The organism is Caulobacter sp. GW821-FHT12F03, assembly GCF_058806855.1.
Genome location: NZ_JBXAQC010000008.1, coordinates 52,518 through 69,626 on the forward strand (window position 1 = coordinate 52,518; position 17,109 = coordinate 69,626).

15 protein-coding genes and 1 pseudogene are annotated in these 17,109 nt (G+C 69.9%); 8 read left to right on the plus strand and 8 right to left on the minus strand.

What is annotated here, in order from left to right; translation table 11 throughout:
- Positions 1 to 62 precede the first annotated feature (62 nt).
- Positions 63 to 1,223, plus strand: a complete 1,161-nt coding sequence (locus tag AC1RN0_RS16580) for a DegT/DnrJ/EryC1/StrS family aminotransferase (protein WP_492788572.1) — start codon at positions 63 to 65, stop codon at positions 1,221 to 1,223.
- Here AC1RN0_RS16580 and AC1RN0_RS16585 read toward each other — a convergent pair.
- The 4 genes and pseudogenes from AC1RN0_RS16585 to AC1RN0_RS16600 form a co-directional block, all read right to left on the minus strand.
- Positions 1,220 to 2,830 (minus strand): cisplatin damage response ATP-dependent DNA ligase, encoded by a 1,611-nt coding sequence (locus AC1RN0_RS16585; RefSeq protein ID WP_492788695.1) that lies wholly within the window; start codon positions 2,828 to 2,830, stop codon positions 1,220 to 1,222. The genes AC1RN0_RS16580 and AC1RN0_RS16585 overlap by 4 nt on opposite strands.
- 57 nt (positions 2,831 to 2,887) lie before the next feature.
- Entirely contained in the window at positions 2,888 to 3,613 is a 726-nt protein-coding gene (locus tag AC1RN0_RS16590; RefSeq protein WP_492788573.1) for a hypothetical protein, read from the minus strand.
- A 157-nt stretch (positions 3,614 to 3,770) separates the two neighbouring features.
- Positions 3,771 to 4,949, minus strand: a complete 1,179-nt coding sequence (locus AC1RN0_RS16595) for an outer membrane beta-barrel protein (protein ID WP_492788574.1) — start codon at positions 4,947 to 4,949, stop codon at positions 3,771 to 3,773.
- A 283-nt stretch (positions 4,950 to 5,232) separates the two neighbouring features.
- Positions 5,233 to 6,253, minus strand: a pseudogene (locus AC1RN0_RS16600) (ligase-associated DNA damage response exonuclease).
- Positions 6,254 to 6,276: 23 nt separating this feature from the next.
- On the opposite strand from AC1RN0_RS16600, the gene AC1RN0_RS16605 reads away from it, so the two are divergent.
- The 3 genes from AC1RN0_RS16605 (at position 6,277) to AC1RN0_RS16615 (ending at position 8,348) form a co-directional block, all read left to right on the plus strand.
- Complete coding sequence (locus AC1RN0_RS16605; RefSeq protein ID WP_492788575.1) at positions 6,277 to 6,753, plus strand: PaaI family thioesterase; 477 nt, start codon at positions 6,277 to 6,279, stop codon at positions 6,751 to 6,753.
- Positions 6,750 to 7,172: a PaaI family thioesterase gene (locus AC1RN0_RS16610; protein ID WP_492788576.1), complete on the plus strand. Its 423-nt coding sequence runs from the start codon at positions 6,750 to 6,752 to the stop codon at positions 7,170 to 7,172. Before AC1RN0_RS16605 ends, AC1RN0_RS16610 begins: the two co-directional genes overlap by 4 nt.
- Positions 7,173 to 7,670: 498 nt before the next feature.
- The gene (locus tag AC1RN0_RS16615; protein ID WP_492788577.1) at positions 7,671 to 8,348 is read left to right on the plus strand and encodes an HAD family hydrolase; all 678 of its coding nucleotides are present in this window, start codon (positions 7,671 to 7,673) and stop codon (positions 8,346 to 8,348) included.
- Here the strand turns inward: AC1RN0_RS16615 and AC1RN0_RS16620 are convergent.
- Positions 8,341 to 9,003 carry a GNAT family N-acetyltransferase gene (locus AC1RN0_RS16620; RefSeq protein WP_492788578.1) on the minus strand — a complete coding sequence of 221 codons (663 nt, stop codon included), beginning with the start codon at positions 9,001 to 9,003 and terminating at the stop codon, positions 8,341 to 8,343. The genes AC1RN0_RS16615 and AC1RN0_RS16620 overlap by 8 nt on opposite strands.
- Before the next feature lie 106 nt (positions 9,004 to 9,109).
- Between AC1RN0_RS16620 and AC1RN0_RS16625 the strand changes: the two genes are divergently transcribed.
- On the plus strand, positions 9,110 to 10,381 hold the full coding sequence (locus AC1RN0_RS16625) for a dicarboxylate/amino acid:cation symporter (RefSeq protein WP_492788579.1): 1,272 nt from the start codon (positions 9,110 to 9,112) through the stop codon (positions 10,379 to 10,381).
- Here AC1RN0_RS16625 and AC1RN0_RS16630 read toward each other — a convergent pair.
- The gene (locus AC1RN0_RS16630) at positions 10,378 to 12,705 is read right to left on the minus strand and encodes a putative bifunctional diguanylate cyclase/phosphodiesterase (RefSeq protein ID WP_492788580.1); all 2,328 of its coding nucleotides are present in this window, start codon (positions 12,703 to 12,705) and stop codon (positions 10,378 to 10,380) included. The genes AC1RN0_RS16625 and AC1RN0_RS16630 overlap by 4 nt on opposite strands.
- Complete coding sequence (locus AC1RN0_RS16635) at positions 12,702 to 13,325, minus strand: cupredoxin domain-containing protein (protein WP_492788581.1); 624 nt, start codon at positions 13,323 to 13,325, stop codon at positions 12,702 to 12,704. Before AC1RN0_RS16635 ends, AC1RN0_RS16630 begins: the two co-directional genes overlap by 4 nt.
- Before the next feature lie 172 nt (positions 13,326 to 13,497).
- On the opposite strand from AC1RN0_RS16635, the gene AC1RN0_RS16640 reads away from it, so the two are divergent.
- Together AC1RN0_RS16640 and AC1RN0_RS16645 are read left to right on the plus strand one after the other, a co-directional pair.
- Positions 13,498 to 14,367, plus strand: coding sequence for a DUF3034 family protein (locus tag AC1RN0_RS16640; protein WP_492788582.1), 870 nt, complete (start codon positions 13,498 to 13,500; stop codon positions 14,365 to 14,367).
- Complete coding sequence (locus tag AC1RN0_RS16645; protein ID WP_492788583.1) at positions 14,367 to 14,876, plus strand: group I truncated hemoglobin; 510 nt, start codon at positions 14,367 to 14,369, stop codon at positions 14,874 to 14,876. Before AC1RN0_RS16640 ends, AC1RN0_RS16645 begins: the two co-directional genes overlap by 1 nt.
- A gap of 2 nt (positions 14,877 to 14,878) precedes the next feature.
- Here the strand turns inward: AC1RN0_RS16645 and AC1RN0_RS16650 are convergent, their stop codons facing one another.
- A complete protein-coding gene (locus AC1RN0_RS16650; RefSeq protein WP_492788584.1) occupies positions 14,879 to 16,462 on the minus strand; it encodes a DHA2 family efflux MFS transporter permease subunit in 1,584 nt (527 codons plus the stop codon).
- Positions 16,463 to 16,523: 61 nt separating this feature from the next.
- Here AC1RN0_RS16650 and AC1RN0_RS16655 point away from each other — a divergent pair, with 61 nt between their 5' ends.
- Positions 16,524 to 17,105 (plus strand): TetR/AcrR family transcriptional regulator, encoded by a 582-nt coding sequence (locus AC1RN0_RS16655; protein WP_492788585.1) that lies wholly within the window; start codon positions 16,524 to 16,526, stop codon positions 17,103 to 17,105.
- Positions 17,106 to 17,109: the final 4 nt, after the last annotated feature.

Here is a 17,109-nt window from a genome sequence, read left to right on the forward strand (position 1 = left end):
CGCAACAACCGGTTACAGGGTTTGTGTCGAACCCCGGCCCGTCCACCGCTATGAGCCGCCCCATGAGCATCGCCTTCATCGACCTCGCCGCGCAGCAGCGCCGCATCCGCGACCGCCTCGACGCGGCCATCGCCAAAGTCCTCGACCATGGCGGCTACGTCATGGGCCCGGAGGTCCGCCAGTTCGAGGCCGAGCTGGCCGCTTTCGGCCAGGCGCCGCTGGCCCTCAGCTGCGCCAACGGCACCGACGCCATCGCCCTGCCGCTGATGGCCTGGGGCATCGGCGAGGGCGACGCGGTCTTCTGTCCGTCCTTCACCTTCACGGCCACGCCGGAAGTCGTGCCGTGGGTCAACGCCACGCCGGTGTTCGTCGACGTGCTGCCGGACACCTTCAACCTCGACCCGGCGAAGCTCGAGGCCGCCATCGCGGCGGTGAAGGCCGAGGGCAGGCTGAAGCCCGCCGTGGTCATCGCCGTCGACCTGTTCGGCCAGCCGGCCGACTATCCGGCCCTGCGCGCGATCTGTGACAAACACGGCCTGAAGCTGGTCAGCGACAGCGCCCAGGGCTTCGGCTGCACCCTGAACGGCCATCACCCGATCCACTGGGCCGACGTGGCCACCACCAGCTTCTTCCCGGCCAAGCCGCTCGGCTGCTACGGCGACGGCGGGGCGGTGTTGCTGAAGGACCAGGCCCTGTGGGACCTGATGGACAGCTACCGCGTGCACGGCAAGGCGGTCGCCCAGGACCTCAACGGGCGGGTCTTCGACCACGACCCCAAGTACCTCAATGCCCGCGTCGGCATGAACTCGCGCCTCGACTCGATCCAGGCGGCGATCCTGATCGAGAAACTGGCCATCTTCGCCGAGGAGATCGCGATGCGGCAGGTCGTGGCCGACCGCTACGCCGAGGGCCTCAAGGGCTCCGTCCTGTCGACGCCGAAGGTCATAGACGGCGGCCAGTCGGTCTGGGCCCAGTACGTCATCGAGCACGACAACCGCGACGGGCTCGCCGCCCACCTGAAGACCCAGGGCGTGCCCACGGCGGTCTACTACCCCGTGCCGATGCATGTGCAGGAGCCCTACGCCCACTTCCCGCGCGGCGCCGGCGGCCTGCCGGTCACCGAGGCCCTGGCCGAAAAGGTCCTGGCCCTGCCGATGCACCCCTACATGGACGCGGCGACCCAGCAGCAGATCATCGACGCGGTGAAGGGCTTCAACGGCTAGTCGAGCATCCGCTCCAGCGTGGCGAGTTCATCCGCTTCCCGCGCCGGCTTGTCCCAGCGGATGCGGCTGATGCGGGGGAAGCGCATGGCCACGCCGCTCTTGTGGCGGGTCGAGCGCTGCAGGCCTTCGAAGGCCACCTCCAGCACCAGGCCGAAGTCGCGGTTGGCGGTCACCGACCGGACGGGACCGAACCGGTCGATGGTGTTGTCGCGCACGAACTTGTCGAGCTGCTTCAGCTCCTCGTCAGTGAAGCCGAAGTAGGCCTTGCCGACCGGCGTCAGGGCCTGGTCGCCGTTGGCGTCCTCGCGCCAGACGCCGAAGGTGAAGTCGGAGTAGAAGCTCGATCGCTTGCCGTGACCCCGCTGGGCGTACATCAGCACCGCGTCGATCAGGTGCGGGTCACGCTTCCACTTGAACCATGGCCCCTTCGGCCGCCCGGCCTCGTAGGGGCTGTCCCAGCGCTTGAGCATCAGCCCTTCGGCGATGCGCGGGTCGCCGTCCGGCGGCGCGGCGCGCAGGCCGGCCAGCGTCTCCCAGGTATCGAACGGTTGTAGCGGCGAGAGGTCAATTCGGGGGCTATTGGCCGCCAGAATGAACGATTCGAGGCGTTTTCGTCTTTCCCCAAAGGAAAGCGCGCGAAGATCATCCTCGCCGTCCAGCAACAGGTCGTAGGCCCGGATCGCGGCGGGAAACGCCGCCAGCAGTTTCGCGTCGACGGTCTTGCGGTTCAGCCGCTGCTGCAGGTCGCCGAAGGGGGCGACCTGTCCGTCCCGCATGACCAGCAGCTCGCCGTCCAGCGCTCCCTCGAAGCTCATCGCCGCGAGCACATCGGGAAAAGTGTGGCTGATGTCGTCGCCAGTGCGGGTGTAGAGCCGCGCCTCACCGCGTTCGCGAACCGCCTGGACCCGGATGCCGTCCCACTTCCATTCGGCCGCGTAATCGGCCGGGTCGAGGCGGGCGAAGTCGACGGCCTCGTCGATCGGCTGGGCCAGCATCACCGGCCGGAAGCGGCCGGGATTGTCCGCGCTCGGCGGCCCGGAGCGGCCCTCCAGCCAGGCGAACAGGTCGTCGTAGGGCGCGGCCAGCGCGTGCCAGACTTCCTCGATCTCGGCGACCGTCACGCCGCCGAGGTCGGCGCAGGCCTGCCGCGCCAGGCGGGCCGAGACCCCGACCCGCAGGCCGCCGGTCAGCAGCTTGAGCAGCGCCCAGCGTCCGTCGGGATCGAGCGCATCGAGCCAGCGCTCGATCAGCGGCTGGACCTCGGCCCGCGTCGCCGTGCGCAGCGCCTCGACCACTTCCGACAGCTCAGGCTCGCGGTTGGCGCCCGGCCGGGCCGGCCAGACCAGGGCGACGGTCTCGGCCAGGTCGCCGACATAGTCGTAGGACCAGCCGAACAGCACCGGGTCCATGCGCGCCTCGACGGCCTTGCGGATGGCGGCGGGCTTGGCGGCCGAGAAGCTCAGGCCGCCGGTCAGCGCCGCCAGCGCCCAGCCCCGGTCGGGGTCGGGCGTGTCGCGCAGGAAGTCGCGCACCAGCCGCAGCTTCGCGTTGCGCGAGGCGGTGAAGGCGAGACGGTCCAGCAGATGGGCGAAGGCGCGCATGGTGATGGAATGTAGTCCATGCCGGACAGGTTGCCTCCCTCCCCTTCATGGGGAGGGAGCCGGTCAACGCTCGGCCAGCTCGCCCAGGATGGTGATCTTCTGCCAGATCTTGCGGCCGAGGTCGGTGCAGAGGTTCTCGACGTCGCTGGCCGCGGCGATCACCACATGGTCGTGGCTCTCGCCGGCGTAGAGGGCCGACAGCTTGCCGGTCAGGGCCAGCATCTCGGCGCAGTATTCGAGATAGCGGGTCAGCTCGAAGCGCGTCATCCGCCGCTCCGGCGAGGAGGGGGTGGAGCCGCCGCCGCCCAGCAGGACCGTCGGGTCCTTGGTCAGCTGGTGCATGTCGACCACGTGGGCGAACGAGCGCAGTTCGTGCAGGGCCGTCTGGGTGCGGGCCCGCTTCCAGCGTTCCTCCAGGGTCAGCAGGAACCACAGGCCGGCGCCCATCAGGACGATCAGGTTGACGCTGGATTCCAGCGTGCCGGACAGGGTCGGGTCGTCGCGGTGTTCCACCAGGCCGGACCAGTCGACATCCTTCAGGATCAGCACGAAGCCGGCGATCCCGGCCGCCGCCACGAGGAAGACCAGTGTCCGCAGGACCAGGTAGGGGCGGGACAGGCCATGCGCGCGCCGGGCGGTGTCGCGCGCGGTGTCCAGCAGCTGCGCGGCCGCCCCGGTCAGGCCGGAGTCGGGAAACCGCTCGGAGATCCGGTCGGCCAGCTTGCCCACCGTCCTGACGATCTCGGCGGCGTTCAGCGAGCGATAGTTGCGTGCGGCCTTGCGGGTCATGGTCTGGCGTTCAGCGTCGCCGCGGCGCGGCCCCTGACGCCGAGACAATCACGCGGCCGCCGCCCGCGCCAGTCCATGCGCGCGGGAGCCGAAACGCAAATCGCCGGCCGCGGGGGTCCGCAGCCGGCGATCCAGGGGCCCTGGCCCGGTCTCGTGACTAGAAGCCGACCTTGAAGCCGACCGTGAAGCGGCCGTCGTCATAGCCCGGGATCTGGTGGATGCCCGAAGAGTCCTGGGTCGAGAAGTCGTAGGCGGCGGTGAACTCGGCGTTGGGGGCCACCTTCCAGGCGGCGGACACGCCGGCGGCGCCGGTAGTGTCCTCGCGGTCGCGGTTGCGGTGGTCGTCCCACTCCTCGCTGACATAGGCGCCGACCTTGAAGTCGGGCGTGTAGCTGTGGGTCACGCGCACGCCGACCGCCGTCGCCTCATAGAACGGCGAGAAGGACACGGTCGTCTCTTCCCAGGTGCGGGCGGCCGACAGGACAACGGTGGTGTCCTTGCTCGGGGTCCAGGTCAGCTCGCCGCTGAACAGCACGCCGGTCTCGTCGTCCCACGCGGGATTGTCGAACGAGCGGGAGCCCCAGTCGGCCTTGATCTCGCCGGTCAGTTCATCGGTCATGTTGAAGGTCACGCCGCCGCCGACGATAACCGTCTTCGAATCGCGGTTGTGCAGCACGGCCGGCGGGACCAGGTCGTAGTCGATCTGGGTGGCGACCACTTCGCCGAACCACGACACATCGGCGTCGGGCGAGCCGGTCAGGCGCAGGGTTTCGGTCCAGGTCCCGCGATCGCGGAAGTCCTGGTCGACCACGGCGTTGGTGACCCGGCGCCGGGCGTCCTCGAAATCGTTGGTCACATAGTCGGCGCGGGCGGTCAGGCCCATGCCGCCGACCCTGGTGTTGATCCCGAAGTTGACGCTGTCGACGGTGCTTTCGGTCGGGCTCTTCGTGTCGCGGCGGGCCGTGACCTTGTGGCGGTCCTCGGTGGTCAGGGCGTGGCTGGCGCCGGCGAAGACGTCGCCCCCGGCGATCTTCAGCGAGCCGTTGGCGCCGAACGCGTAGTCATCGGCGTTCTCGTCATCGTTGTCGGCGTAGTGGGTCAGGTCGAAGCTGCCGAACAGCGACAGGCTGCCGGCGTCGCTCTTGGTGGCCAGGGTGACCTTGCCGGCCGCGCCATAGACGGTGTCGCTCTGTTCATTGGCGGCGGCCGCCAACACGTTCGACGTGGTCCCGAGGGACGCGCCGACCGAACCCTTGACGGTCCAGTCCTGGGCGTGCGCCGCGAACGGGGCCGAGGCCAGGACCAGGGCGGTCGTGGCGAAAAACACTCTCTTCATGGGTATCCCCCTGTCTTCGTGACGCCGGCGTCGGCGTCTCGTCCCGCCCGCGGCCCAGACAACAGAAATGCGCCAGCCCGGCATGGGCCGATGTCATTCCTGTGCTTGAACACAAGGCATACCGGACGCGCCGGTGCTTCCGGCGGCGCCCCCCAAATCTCGGCGAGACCCTAGTCATCCCCGGGCGGGCGGGAACAGAACGACGTTACCCGGATTGTGGATTTTTGCCCCGGGGGCGCGGCGCGGGCTCCACGACTGTGGTGTCGAAGCTACAGCAGGGACGTCAGTCCTCGTCCTCGTCCGCGTAACCGACCAGCGCCAGCGCCCGCGCAGGCTGGTCACGCAACGCGCACCAGCGCAGCAGCGCCTCTTCCCGGCCGTGGGTGATCCACACCTCGCCGGGGCTGAGCTCGGCGAGGGTGTCGGTCAGCTCGTCCCAGTCGGCGTGGTCGGAGATCACCAGCGGCAGCTCGACGCCGCGCTGCCGGGCCCGGGCCCGCACCCGCATCCAGCCCGAGCAGAAGGCGCTGACAGGATCGGCGAACCGCCGGCTCCAGCGGTCGCCGAGGGCCGAGGGCGGGCAGATGACGATCTCACCGGCCAGATTTCCGGGCGCTCCCGTGGCGGAGGCCAGCGGGCCGAGGTCCACGCCGTGGCGGGTGTAGAGGGCGTTCAGACCCTCCATCGCGCCGTGCACATGGATCGTCCGGTCGTGGCCGGCCTCGCGCAGCAGGGCGATGACCCGCTGCGCCTTGCCGAGCGCATAGGCGCCCACGAGGTGGGTCCGCTCGGGGAACTGCTCCAGCGACTTCAGCAGCCGCGCCACCTCGTCGGCCGCGTCCGGATGGCGGAACACCGGCAGGCCGAAGGTCGCCTCGGTGACGAACACGTCGCAGGGCACGGGCTCGAACGGCGGGCAGGTCGGATCGCGCCGCCGCTTGTAGTCGCCGGAGACCACCACGGTCATGCCCTTCCAGCGGACGACGACCTGCGCCGACCCCAGCACATGGCCGGCCGGAACCAGCGTGATCTCGACCCCGTCGCGGGCGATGGTCTCGCCATAGGCCAGCGGCCGGACGGCGCCGGCGAAGGCCTCGCCATAGCGGGTCGCCATGATGTCCAGCGTCTGGGGCGTGGCGGCCACATGATCGTGTCCGGCCCGCGCGTGGTCCGAATGGCCATGGGTGATGATCGCCCGGGCGACCGGGCGCACGGGATCGATATGGAAGTCGCCGGGCGGGCAATAGAGGCCGGCCGGCGTCGGGTGCAGCAGGGCTTCGGGTTTCAGCATCTGGATATGACAACGCGCGGCGGCTACACCCGAGCCATGAGTGATCATCTCGACGCCATGCGCAACTTCGTCAACGCCATGAACCAGGGCAGTCCGCACGCCATAGCCCTGAAGATGGAAACCATCTCGCTGGACGCCGACGGCGCCACCCTGCGGGTGCCCTATGACGAGAAGCTGATCGGCGATCCCGACACCGGGGTGATCGCCGGCGGCGTGGTCACGGCCCTGCTCGACCACGCCTGCGGCCAGGCGGTGCACACCGGCCTGACCGAGTTCAAGACCATCGCCACCCTCGACCTGCGCATCGACTACATGCGGCCGGCCGAGCCGGGGAAGGACATCTTCGCCAAGGCCCACTGCTACAAGGTGACCCGCTCGGTCGCCTTCGTGCGGGCGGTGGCCTATGACGTCGACCCGTCGGACCCGGTCGCGGCGGCCCAGGCGGCCTTCATGCTGGATTCCAGCGGCGGACGGGGCTTCGGCGCCAATCTCAAGGACCGGAAGCCCAAATGAGCGATCCCGTCGAGTCCGTCGACGCCATGCTGGCGCGCATTCCCTACGCCCGCTTCCTCGGCCTGCGCATCGAGCTGGCCGGCGACGAGATGACCGCCATCCTGCCGTTCGGCCAGCACCTGATCGGCAACCCGGTCCTGCCGGCCATCCACGGCGGCGTGCTGGGAGCCTTCATGGAAATGACGGCGCTGGCCCAGCTGCTGGTCAAGGAAGGCCAGGCGCGCCAGCCGCGCGTCATCGACGTGTCGATCGAATACCTGCGCTCGGGCCGGCCGCTGACGACCTATGCCCGCGCCGAGATCAAGAAGGTCGGCCGGCGCATCGCCAACGTCCACGTCGAGGCCTGGCAGGACCAGCGCGCCGCCCCGATCGCCGCCCTGCGTGGGCACTTCCTGGTGACGCCCACGGAGAGGGCCTAGGGATTAGGGGCTAGGGACTAGTTCGACCGGAGCGCGCCGCCGGCGCCGCGCCAATCCCGCTACTAATCCCTAGTCCCTAATCCCTAGCCCCTCCTTTACGACCATTACCGCCGTGTAATCATCTTACACCGCCGTCACATGCTTAAATCGAAGTCATGACGCACACTTAACGGGTGTTGCCGCGAACACTTGCCTATACCCCTGAACACCGGACGCGGACTTCCGCGGCCAACCAGACCCAAGGGGATAAAGACATGACCAAGGCCACTCACAACTTCAGCAACGTCGCCACGCTCGCGCTCGCCGCCCTGCCGCTGTTTCTCGTCATCGCCGCCGCCAACCTCGGCGTCGTCGGCCTGTGAGGCGCGCCGCGCCGTTCCGCCGGGCCTGAAACCTCCCCCGTCGCCGGCCCGGCGGAACACAGCGGCTCACAGACCGCAACCAGAGTTGACTGACAAAGGCCTTCCGCCACGGGAGGCCCTTTTGTTATGCGGGACCATGCAAACGCCCGCCGCCGTGATCTTCGACTGTGACGGCGTCCTGATCGACTCCGAGATTCTCACCCTCGAGATCGAGGTCGAACTGCTCGCCGACTGTGGCCTGGTCTATGAGCCGGCCGACTTCCTGCATCGCTTCATGGGTCTGAACGACGCGGCCTATCACGCGGCGCTCGACGCCGACTGCCGCGAGCGGACCGGCCGGCCGTTGCCGGAGGACCGGCTGCGCGAGGCCCGCGGCCCGCGCTGGGCCGCCTGCGAGCACCGTCTGACAGAGATCGAGGGCTGCGCGGCGGCGGTGGCGAGACTGACCCTGCCCAGGGCCGTGGCCAGCTCGTCCGGCGCCGACTACCTGTGGGACAAGCTGCGGCTGACCGGACTGCTCCCCGCCTTCGACCCGCACGTCTATTCCGCCGACCTGGTCGCCCGCGCGAAGCCCCATCCGGACATCTTTCTGCACGCCGCCTCAGCGCTGGGCGTCGATCCGTCGCGCTGCCTGGTGCTCGAGGACAGCGTCAACGGCGTCACCGCCGCCCGCGCGGCCGGGATGACGGTCTGGGGCTTCACCGGCGGCGGCCACATGAGTGACGCCTCGGCCGGCCGACTGGTCAGCGCCGGCGCCCACCGGGTGCTGGGTCACTGGGACGAGGCGGCGGTGCTGTTCGCGGGCTTCAGCTGATCGCGCCCAGCGCCCGCCTCTGCCGGCCTTCCGCATCGAAATTCTCCGGCGCCAGCCAGGCCTGGAAGCGTTCGGCGATGGCCGGCCATTCGCTGTCGAGGATGGCGTAGACCCGGGTGTCCCAGTTATGCCCCTTGAGCCAGTAGGTCTGGCGCAGCGTGCCCTCGTAGGTGAAGCCGTAGCGGGACGCCGCGCGCATCGACGCGGGATTGTCCGGGCCGCAGCGCCATTCTAGGCGGCGATAGCCGTTGGTCCCCATGACGTAGTCGATCAGCCGGTAGACCGCCTCCGTGCCGGCGATCGTGCGGCTGAGCGTCGGGCCGTAGACCAGGCCGATCTCGGTCGTGCCCATGTCCGGCTTGACCTGCAGCAGGAAGAACAGGCCCGCCGCCTCGCGTCCGCCGTCGGTCTTGTCGATGATGGCGAAGGCCCGCTGGTCGGGGCGGTCGATGCGGTCGGTCAGCCAGTCGAGGAACGCCGCCTCGTCGCCGAACGGGCCCGAGGGGATGCCCGGCCACAGTTCGTCGCGGGACCCGATGGCGCGCCACAGGTCGAGGCCGTGCCTCAGCGCGTCGGCCCGTTCGAGGTCGACGGTGCGGCCCGGGATCAGATCGTCGAGCAGGGCGGGGCGGGGAAGGTCCGGCGGCGTTTGCATGGGCGGAGACTAGGGCCTTGCCGCCGTCGATCGCAATCGCGCGCGGCCCCTTCCAAATCCCGACCGCTGATCTAGGGTTACGCCCGACCAAAGCCGGAGACCCGACATGTTTCGATCGCTAGCCGGGCGCGTCCTGATCGCGCTGGTCCTCGGCCTTGTCGCCGGCGCGGCCTGTCACGCGCTGGGCAACGCCGCCCTGACCGACGCGGCCGGCGCCGTGGAGGCGATCGGGGGGCTGTGGCTGAACCTGCTGCGCATGACCATCGTGCCGCTGGTGTTCTGCCTGCTGGTCACCGGCATCGCCTCGGTGGCGGACGCGGCGGCGACGGGACGGCTGGCCGCCCGGGCGATCGGACTGTTCTCCTTGCTGCTGGTGATCGCCGCCGTCTACAGCACCCTGGCTACCCAGGGGCTGCTGGCGCTGTGGCCGGTCGACCCGGCGGGCGCGGCGGCCCTGCGCGCGGGCGCGGGCGGCGCGGACCTGGCCAATGTCGTCGCGCCGGGGCTGGCCGACTGGCTCAAGTCGATCGCCCCGTCCAATCCGATCAAGGCCGCCGCCGAGGACGCCATCCTGCCGCTGGTGGTGTTCGGCGTGTTCTTCGGCTTCGCCGCCACCCGCCTGCCGGCGGGACACAAGCAGGCGCTGATCACCCTGTTCGGCGCCGTGGCCGAGACGATGATCATCATCGTCCGCTGGGTGTTGTGGGCCGCGCCGCTGGGCGTCTTCGCCCTGTCGCTCGGGGTCGGGCTGCGGGCGGGCCTCGGCGCGGCCGGGGCGCTGGCGCAGTACGTCGCCGTGGTCTCGCTGGTCACGGCCGGCATCGCGGTCGTCCCCTATATCGCCGTGGCGTTCAGCCGGTCGGTGTCGCTCGGCGCCTTCGCCCGGGCCGTGGCGCCGGTGCAGGTGCTGGCCTTCAGCACCCAGTCCTCGCTGGCCTGCCTGCCGGCCATGCTGGAGCGGGCGCAGGACGACCTGCGCATCCCGCCGCGGGTCAGCGGTCTGGTCCTGCCGCTGGCGGTGGCGGTGTTCCGCCTGACCAGCCCGGTGGCCAACCTGGCGGTCTGCTACTTCGTGGCGCACATCTACGGCGTCCACCCCAGCCTGCCGCAGATGCTGGCGGCGATCGCCGTGTCATTCGCCATCAGCGTCGGATCGGTCGGCCTGCCGGGCCAGATCTCGTTTTTCGCCAGCGTCGCGCCGATCTGCCTTGCGCTGGGCGTGCCGATCGATCTGCTGCCGATCCTGCTGGCGGTCGAGGTCGTGCCGGACATCTTCCGCACCATCGGCAACGTCACCGGCGATCTCGGCGCGACGGCCGTGCTGCACCGTCCCGGCGACGAGACCGACATCGTCGACCCGGAGTCGGCGCCGGCCTAGGCCCGGCGACGGGTCCGCGCCGGCGGCGCCTGGTCCGAGAGGAAGGACCGCAGCTGCTCCAGCGGCATGGGCCGGGCGATGAAGTAGCCCTGCGCCAGGTCGCAGCCCATCCCGGACAGCACCGCAAGGGCCTCCGCGGTCTCGACGCCTTCGGCGACGATCTTCAGGCCCAGACTGTGCGCCAGGTCGATGGTCGACTTGACCAGCAGGGCGTCGCGGGCGCTGACCCCCAGGCTCATGACAAAGGTCTTGTCGATCTTCAGTTCGTCGGCGTGGATCTGTTTCAGATAGGCCAGGGACGACAGACCCGAACCGTAGTCGTCGATCGACACGGACAGGCCGGCGGCGCGGTATCGGTCGATAATCTGCAGAGCGAGCGCGGGATTGCCGATGACGGCCGTCTCGGTGATCTCGAGGCACAGGCGACAGTCCGCGCCGGCGACCAGGGCGATGATCTCGTCGGCGAAATCCTCGTCCGCCACCAGACGTCCCGACAGGTTGACCGAGATCAGCAGGTCCTGACCGGCCGCCCGCAGTGTCGCCTGGTCGGCGATGGCCCGCTCCAGTGTCCAGTGCGTCAGGGCCCGGATGTAGCCGGTTTCCTCGGCCAGTTCGACGAACAGATCGGGGGGCACGAAGCCGCGCTCGGCGTCGACCCAGCGCACCAGGGCCTCGGCGCCGGTGATCCGGCCCGCGCGGATGTCGTGCTTGGGCTGGTAGTGCAGACTGATCGAGCCGTCCCGCAGAGCCTCGAGCATCTCGCTCATCAGCGACAGCTTCGAGGCGGGGTCGCCGTAGGCCGTTGCGTCGAATACGGCCAGCCGCCGCTGGGCGGCGCGGGCCTGGTCGAGGGCCACGCTGGCGCGTTCCACCGGGGGTACGGAGTGGTCATCGAGCGCGGGCGCCAGGCCGGCGGTCAGGCTGACGTCGATGGTGACGCCGCCGGTCTTCACCGGGCGGGCCAGGGCGTCCAGAAGGATGTCCAGCTCGCGGGTCGCGGCCTCGGCGTCCGGCGCGGTCAACAGCAGCGCGATCCGCTCGCTGGAGAGGCGGGCGCAGGCGGCGTCAGGGCGCAGCGTATCGACCCGCTGGCCCAGCTCCCGCAGCAGAAGGCCGGCCAGCCGGTAGCCAATCGCCGCCCGCACCTGCGGAAAGCGATCGACGCTCACAGCGGCGACCCAGACGTCGGCGAGGTCGCGGTTCGCGAGGCGCTGTTCCAGCGCGCGGCGATTTGGCAGGTCGGTTTCCTGATCGGTCAGGGCCATGTGGGTGATGCGGCCCTCGCGTTCCCGAATGCCGGCGGCCATGGCGTTGAAGCTCGCGGCCAGGCGACCGATCTCGTCCTGGGTCTCGACGGCGACGGCGGCGTCCTCGCCCCGCTGCAGCCGGCGCGCCGCCGCGTCGAGGGCAGAGACGGGGCGAGTGATCGAGCGGGCCAGCAGCCAGCTGCCGACAGCCAGCACGGCCAGGCCGGCGAGTCCCGTCAGCGCGAGCACCAGCATCAGGCTGCGATAGGGGGCCATGGCCTTGGCGAGCGGGTAGCGCAGCACAAGGGCCGTGCGCTCCTTGCCGAATGTCGACAGCGGTTTGACCAGGGCGATGGACTTGCCGTCGGCGCCCCGCACGGTGTGAGGCCGGATCGCCGGCCCGGAGAGGGCTGTGTCGATCAGGCGCGACAACGCAGGTCGATCCCCCTCCGCCGCTCCGGGGCCGGCCCACCCGCGCCCTTCGGCGTGGGTCAGGACGGCGGCGTCCAGCGGAATGGATGACAGCTTCTCGAGCGCGGTCAGCTCGCGATCGTCCAGACGTTCGGCGAAGACCACCCAGCCGGTCAGCTGGGGCGCCATCACCGGCGCGGCGACGGCCTGGTAGGGCTTTCCCGCGATGGTCAGCACGCCGGACGCGGCGCCGGCGTCGAGCGCGGACCACAGGTCGGCGGCCGCGCTGTCTGTCAGTCCGGCCGCGCCGGTGACCGATCCGTCCGCGCCGACAAGGAAGGTGCGGTCGATGCCTAGGCGGCCCCGCAGGTTCTCGAGGGCCGATTCAACGGTCGGCCGGTCGCTGGTCGCCACGGCCTCGCGAAATCCGAAATCGCGCGACAACACGGTGGCGCTGTCCATCAGCTGGCTGGCCTTCAGGGCCCAGACCCGGTCGAACACCGCGGCCCCGGAGGTGAGCTGACCTTCGACCTGCAGTCGCGCGTTGGCCCCGACCGAGGCATAGACGGCGAGGGCGGTCACCAGCAGGGCGACGCCGAACAGACCGGCATAGAGCACCGTCAGGCGAGCCCTGAGGCTGGCGAAGGCGAGTCCGGGGCGGCTCAATGGGTCATGCCCGGCATGGCGGCGGGCGTCCGCAGCTCCACGGTGACGGTGTCGCGCGACACGCCGGCCGTCGTGACGACCTTGCGTGTCACCTCCCCCTTGGGCGCCCGCAGCCACGGGTGCCACACGGTCACGGTCGCCGCGCCGGGCGGTATGTCGCGCAGCGTCGCGACGCCGTCGGGGCCGGTCTTTACCGCCCAGGGCGTGTCGACCACGCGGATGAAGCCGACCATCTGGTCGTGGATGTTGCAGCCGATGGCCGCCACCCCCGGCGCCCTGAAGACGACGCTTCTGCTCTCGTCCCGGCCGAACAGCTTGAGTTCGAACTTGTTGCCGGCGGAGAAGGAATAGACGTGATGCCGCACCTTGTCCCGGTTGGGAAAACCGACCGTCGCCCCGACAGGCACGACGAGCACGAACGGATCGAACTGGATGTTCTGCTGGGCCACGGTGTAGGGCCACGGGAACCGGATCGGGCTGGCCGGAACGCCCGAGGCCGGCCGCACCATCACGACGGCGTTCGGCGTCGGCCGACCGGCGGCGTCGCGCACGGTCACGACCAGGTCGCCGGCCAGCGCCGGCGCCGGGGCGAGAAGGATCGACAGGACGGCGAGGGTCATCCGCATCCCCGCAGGGTGAAGCCTGTCGATGAAGCTGGGGTAAACCCCGGAATGGGGAGTTTGCTTCGGGCGGGTTCAACCCCGGGTTTTCCCTGAGGTATTTCCTGTTAACCAATCTGGGTCACCCCTCGCGGGACATGACGCCGCGAGGCGCTTCAAGGCGGGGGACAGGATGAGAGTTCGGGTAGCCGCGTGCCTGCTGACGCTGGGGTTCGCCGGGCCGGCGACGGCCGATGACCTGATGACCGGGGGGAAGCTGTTGCTTACCGGCGGCGTGAGTACGGTCGAGGGCTCGGGTGGGGGCGGTATCGCCACCTGGGCGACCACCACGGGCTATGGCGCCGCGGGCGAGGTGGGCGGCAATGTCCATGTCACCGGCATCGCCCTGCCGGACTTCGAGCTGCGGAGCTGGGGGGCGGCGGTGGGCCTGAACGACAGGGTCGAGCTGTCCTACGCCCGCCAGACCTTTGACACCCAGGACGCCGGCGCCGCCCTCGGCCTGGGGAAGGGCTACACCTTCAACCAGGACATCTGGGGCGTGAAGGTCGTTCTGCTCGGCGACGCCGTCTACGACCAGGACCGGCTGTTGCCGCAGATCGCCGTGGGCGCCCAGTACAAGCGCAATGACCGCGGCCCCGTTATCGCCGCGGTCGGCGACGAGGACGATACGGGTACGGATTACTACATCGCCGCGACCAAGCTGCTGCTTGACCGAAGCCTGCTGCTCAACGGCGCGGTCCGCATGACCAGGGCCAACCAGACGGGCCTGCTTGGCTTCGGCGGCCCGAACGGCGGCGACTACAGCGCGCAGTTCGAAGGATCGGTGGCCTGGCTGGCGACGAAGCGGCTCGCCCTGGGCGCTGAATACCGCTCCAAGCCGTCCAACCTGGCGTTCGCGAAGGAAGACGACTGGGTCGACCTGTTCGCGGCCTGGGCCGTGAACAAGAACCTGTCCGTCACCGCGGCCTGGGTGGACCTGGGCGACATCGCCACCTTCCGCGATCAGCGCGGCCTCTATGTTTCCCTGCAGGCGGGGTTCTGATGACCAAGGCTTTCGTTTTCAGCGCGGTCGCGGCCGCGCTGCTGGTCGCCGGCGCGCCGGCGTTCGCCCAGGAGGCCTGGGCCATGCCGGGCGAGGAGCCTCGCGATCCCTACACCGTGTCCGACGCCAACGCGGGCGCTACGCCGTTCCCCGGTGACGCGATGTTCCAGGCGTTTCACGGGCAGGCCGGCGTCGACCGCGTTGTCGCCGCCTTTCTCGACCACGCCTTCAGCGACCCGCGCACGGCGGAGATCTTCAAACCCTTCGACCGGGTGCGGCTGCAGCGGGTGCTGTCCGAGCAGTTCTGCTACCTGCTGGGCGGGCCCTGTCACTACACGGGGCGCGACATGGTGGCGACGCATCGCGACATCGGCGCCACGGCGGCCAACATGAACGCCTCCGTCGAACACCTGCAGCTGGCCATGGACAAGGAAGGCATCCCCTTCGCGATCCAGAACCGCTTCCTGGCCAGGCTCGCGCCGATGAAGCGGGCCGTCGTCACGCAATAGGGTCAGTGCGCGTCCGGCGACGGCGCGCTGACCGGCGCCGCCTTCGCGAACGGCACCAGCAGCAGGCCGATGAGGAACAGGCCGGCCATCAGCCTGTAGACGTCGTTGAACGCCAGGGTCAGCGCCTCGCGACCGATCACGCGCGCCACCTCGCCCTGCACCAGCGCCACCGCATGGCCGTCGTCCGCCGTGGTCGCCGAGAACATCCGCGCCAGCTGGGCGAACACCTCTTCCGACCGTTCGGGCGAGGCCGACATGCCCTCGGTGAGACGCAGGGCGTGGAGCCGGGCGAAATCCCCGAGCCAGGTCGTGGTCACGGCGATGCCGACGGCGCCGCCCATGTTGCGGGACAGGTTGAACAGGCCCGAGGCGTAGCGCAGCTCCGTCGGGGCGACGCCGTTCAGCGCCATGCCGACCGACGGCACGATGCAGAGCAGGGTGGCGAAGCCGCGCACGCCCTGCGGCAGGAAGAAGTTCCAGAAGCCCCAGTCTGCGGTGATCTGGCTCATCATCCACAGGCCCGTGGCGAACAGGCTGAAGCCCACGGCGATGACGATGCGCTGGTCGACGATGGTCGACAGCCGGGCGGCGATCGGCGCGCCCAGGAACATGAAGATGCCGGTGACGAACACGGTCACCCCGATCTGCAGGCTGGAGTAGCCCTCGATCCGGCCGAGGAAGACCGGGGTCAGGTAGGTTGCGCCGTACAGGCCGAAGCCGATCACCAGGTTCAGGGCGCAGGCCATGGCGAAGGTCGGCCGGCGGAACGGCGTCAGCCGCAGGACGGGGTTGGGCGAGAAGAACGACCGCTCGAAGAACACCACCGCCCCCACGAACGACAGCCAGGCGGCGGTCGAGACGCTGACGTCGGTGAACCATTCATGTCGCGGGCCCTCCTCGAGCATGTACTGGAAGGCGCCCAGAAACAGGGCCAGCGAGCCGACGTGCGTCCAGTCGATCCGCCTCAGCATCGCGGGGTCGGCCTCGTCCAGCTTGCCGAGCATCGGCAGCAGGACGGTGATCGCCAGGCCGGGGATGATGTTGATGAAGAACAGCCAGCGCCAGTCGGCGATCTCGGTGATCAGCCCGCCGACGGTCGGGCCCAGCGTCGGGGCGAGGGTCGAGACCACGCCGAGGATGGCCGGCACCAGCGCCCGCCTCGGCCCCTCGAACATCGTGAAGCCGGTGGCGAACACCAGCGGCACCATGGCGCCGCCGACAAAGCCCTGCAGGGCGCGGAACACGATCATCGAGTCTATGTCCCACGCGAAGCCGCACATCAGGCTCGACAGGGTGAACAGCGCCGCTGAGGCGGTGAACAGCCAGCGCGTCGAAACCGCCTGTGACAGGAAGGCGGCCAGCGGGATCATGACGATCTCGGCCATCAGATAGGCGGTCTGGACCCAGGCGATCTCGTCGGGACCGGCCGAAAGGCCGGCCTGGATGGCGTTGAGCGAGCCGGCGACGATCTGGATGTCGAGCAGGGCCATGAACTGACCGAACGCCATCAGACCGAAGACCAGCAGTTTGGTTCTGTCCGGCAGGCTGGCCGCGTTGGCGGGGGTGGTCGCGGGGGTGTCGCTCACAGCGGGCTCTTGCAATGCCGGATCATTATATTATCATCATCATATAAACGGAGCCGAGGCAATGCGCTACAGCGGGACGCACAAGCAGGAGACGCGGGAGCGGGTTCTCGCCATTGCCGCCCGCGCGTTGCGCGCGAAGGGTCCCGAGCGGCTGGGCGTGTCGGAGGTGATGGCCGAGGCCGGTCTGACGCACGGCGGCTTCTACGCCCACTTCAAGTCCAAGGACGACCTGCTCGCCGCCGCCGTGGAAGAGGCCTTCAAGGACGGACGGGCGCTGTGGGCCCGGGCGACGAAGGATCAGCCGGGCGTCGAGGGGCTGGCGCGCTACATCGATCTCTATGTCTCCGAGGCCCACCGTGACCGGATCGACACCGGCTGCCCGATCGCGGCGCTCGGCGGGGACTTCGCCCGCTCCGACTCGGCCGCCGGGGTGGTCTTCCGGGCCAGTCTCGAGCGTCTGCTCGGGGCCATGGCCGAGCGCCTGCCCGGCGATGACGCCGAGGCCCGCGCGACGCTCGCCGCCTCGCTGTTCGCCGAGATGATGGGCGCGGTGCTGGTGGCCCGCGCGCTCGGCGACCAGCCGGCGTCCGGCCGGACGCTCGAGGCGGCCCGCCGAAATCTCAGGGCGCGCATCGGCGCCTGAACCC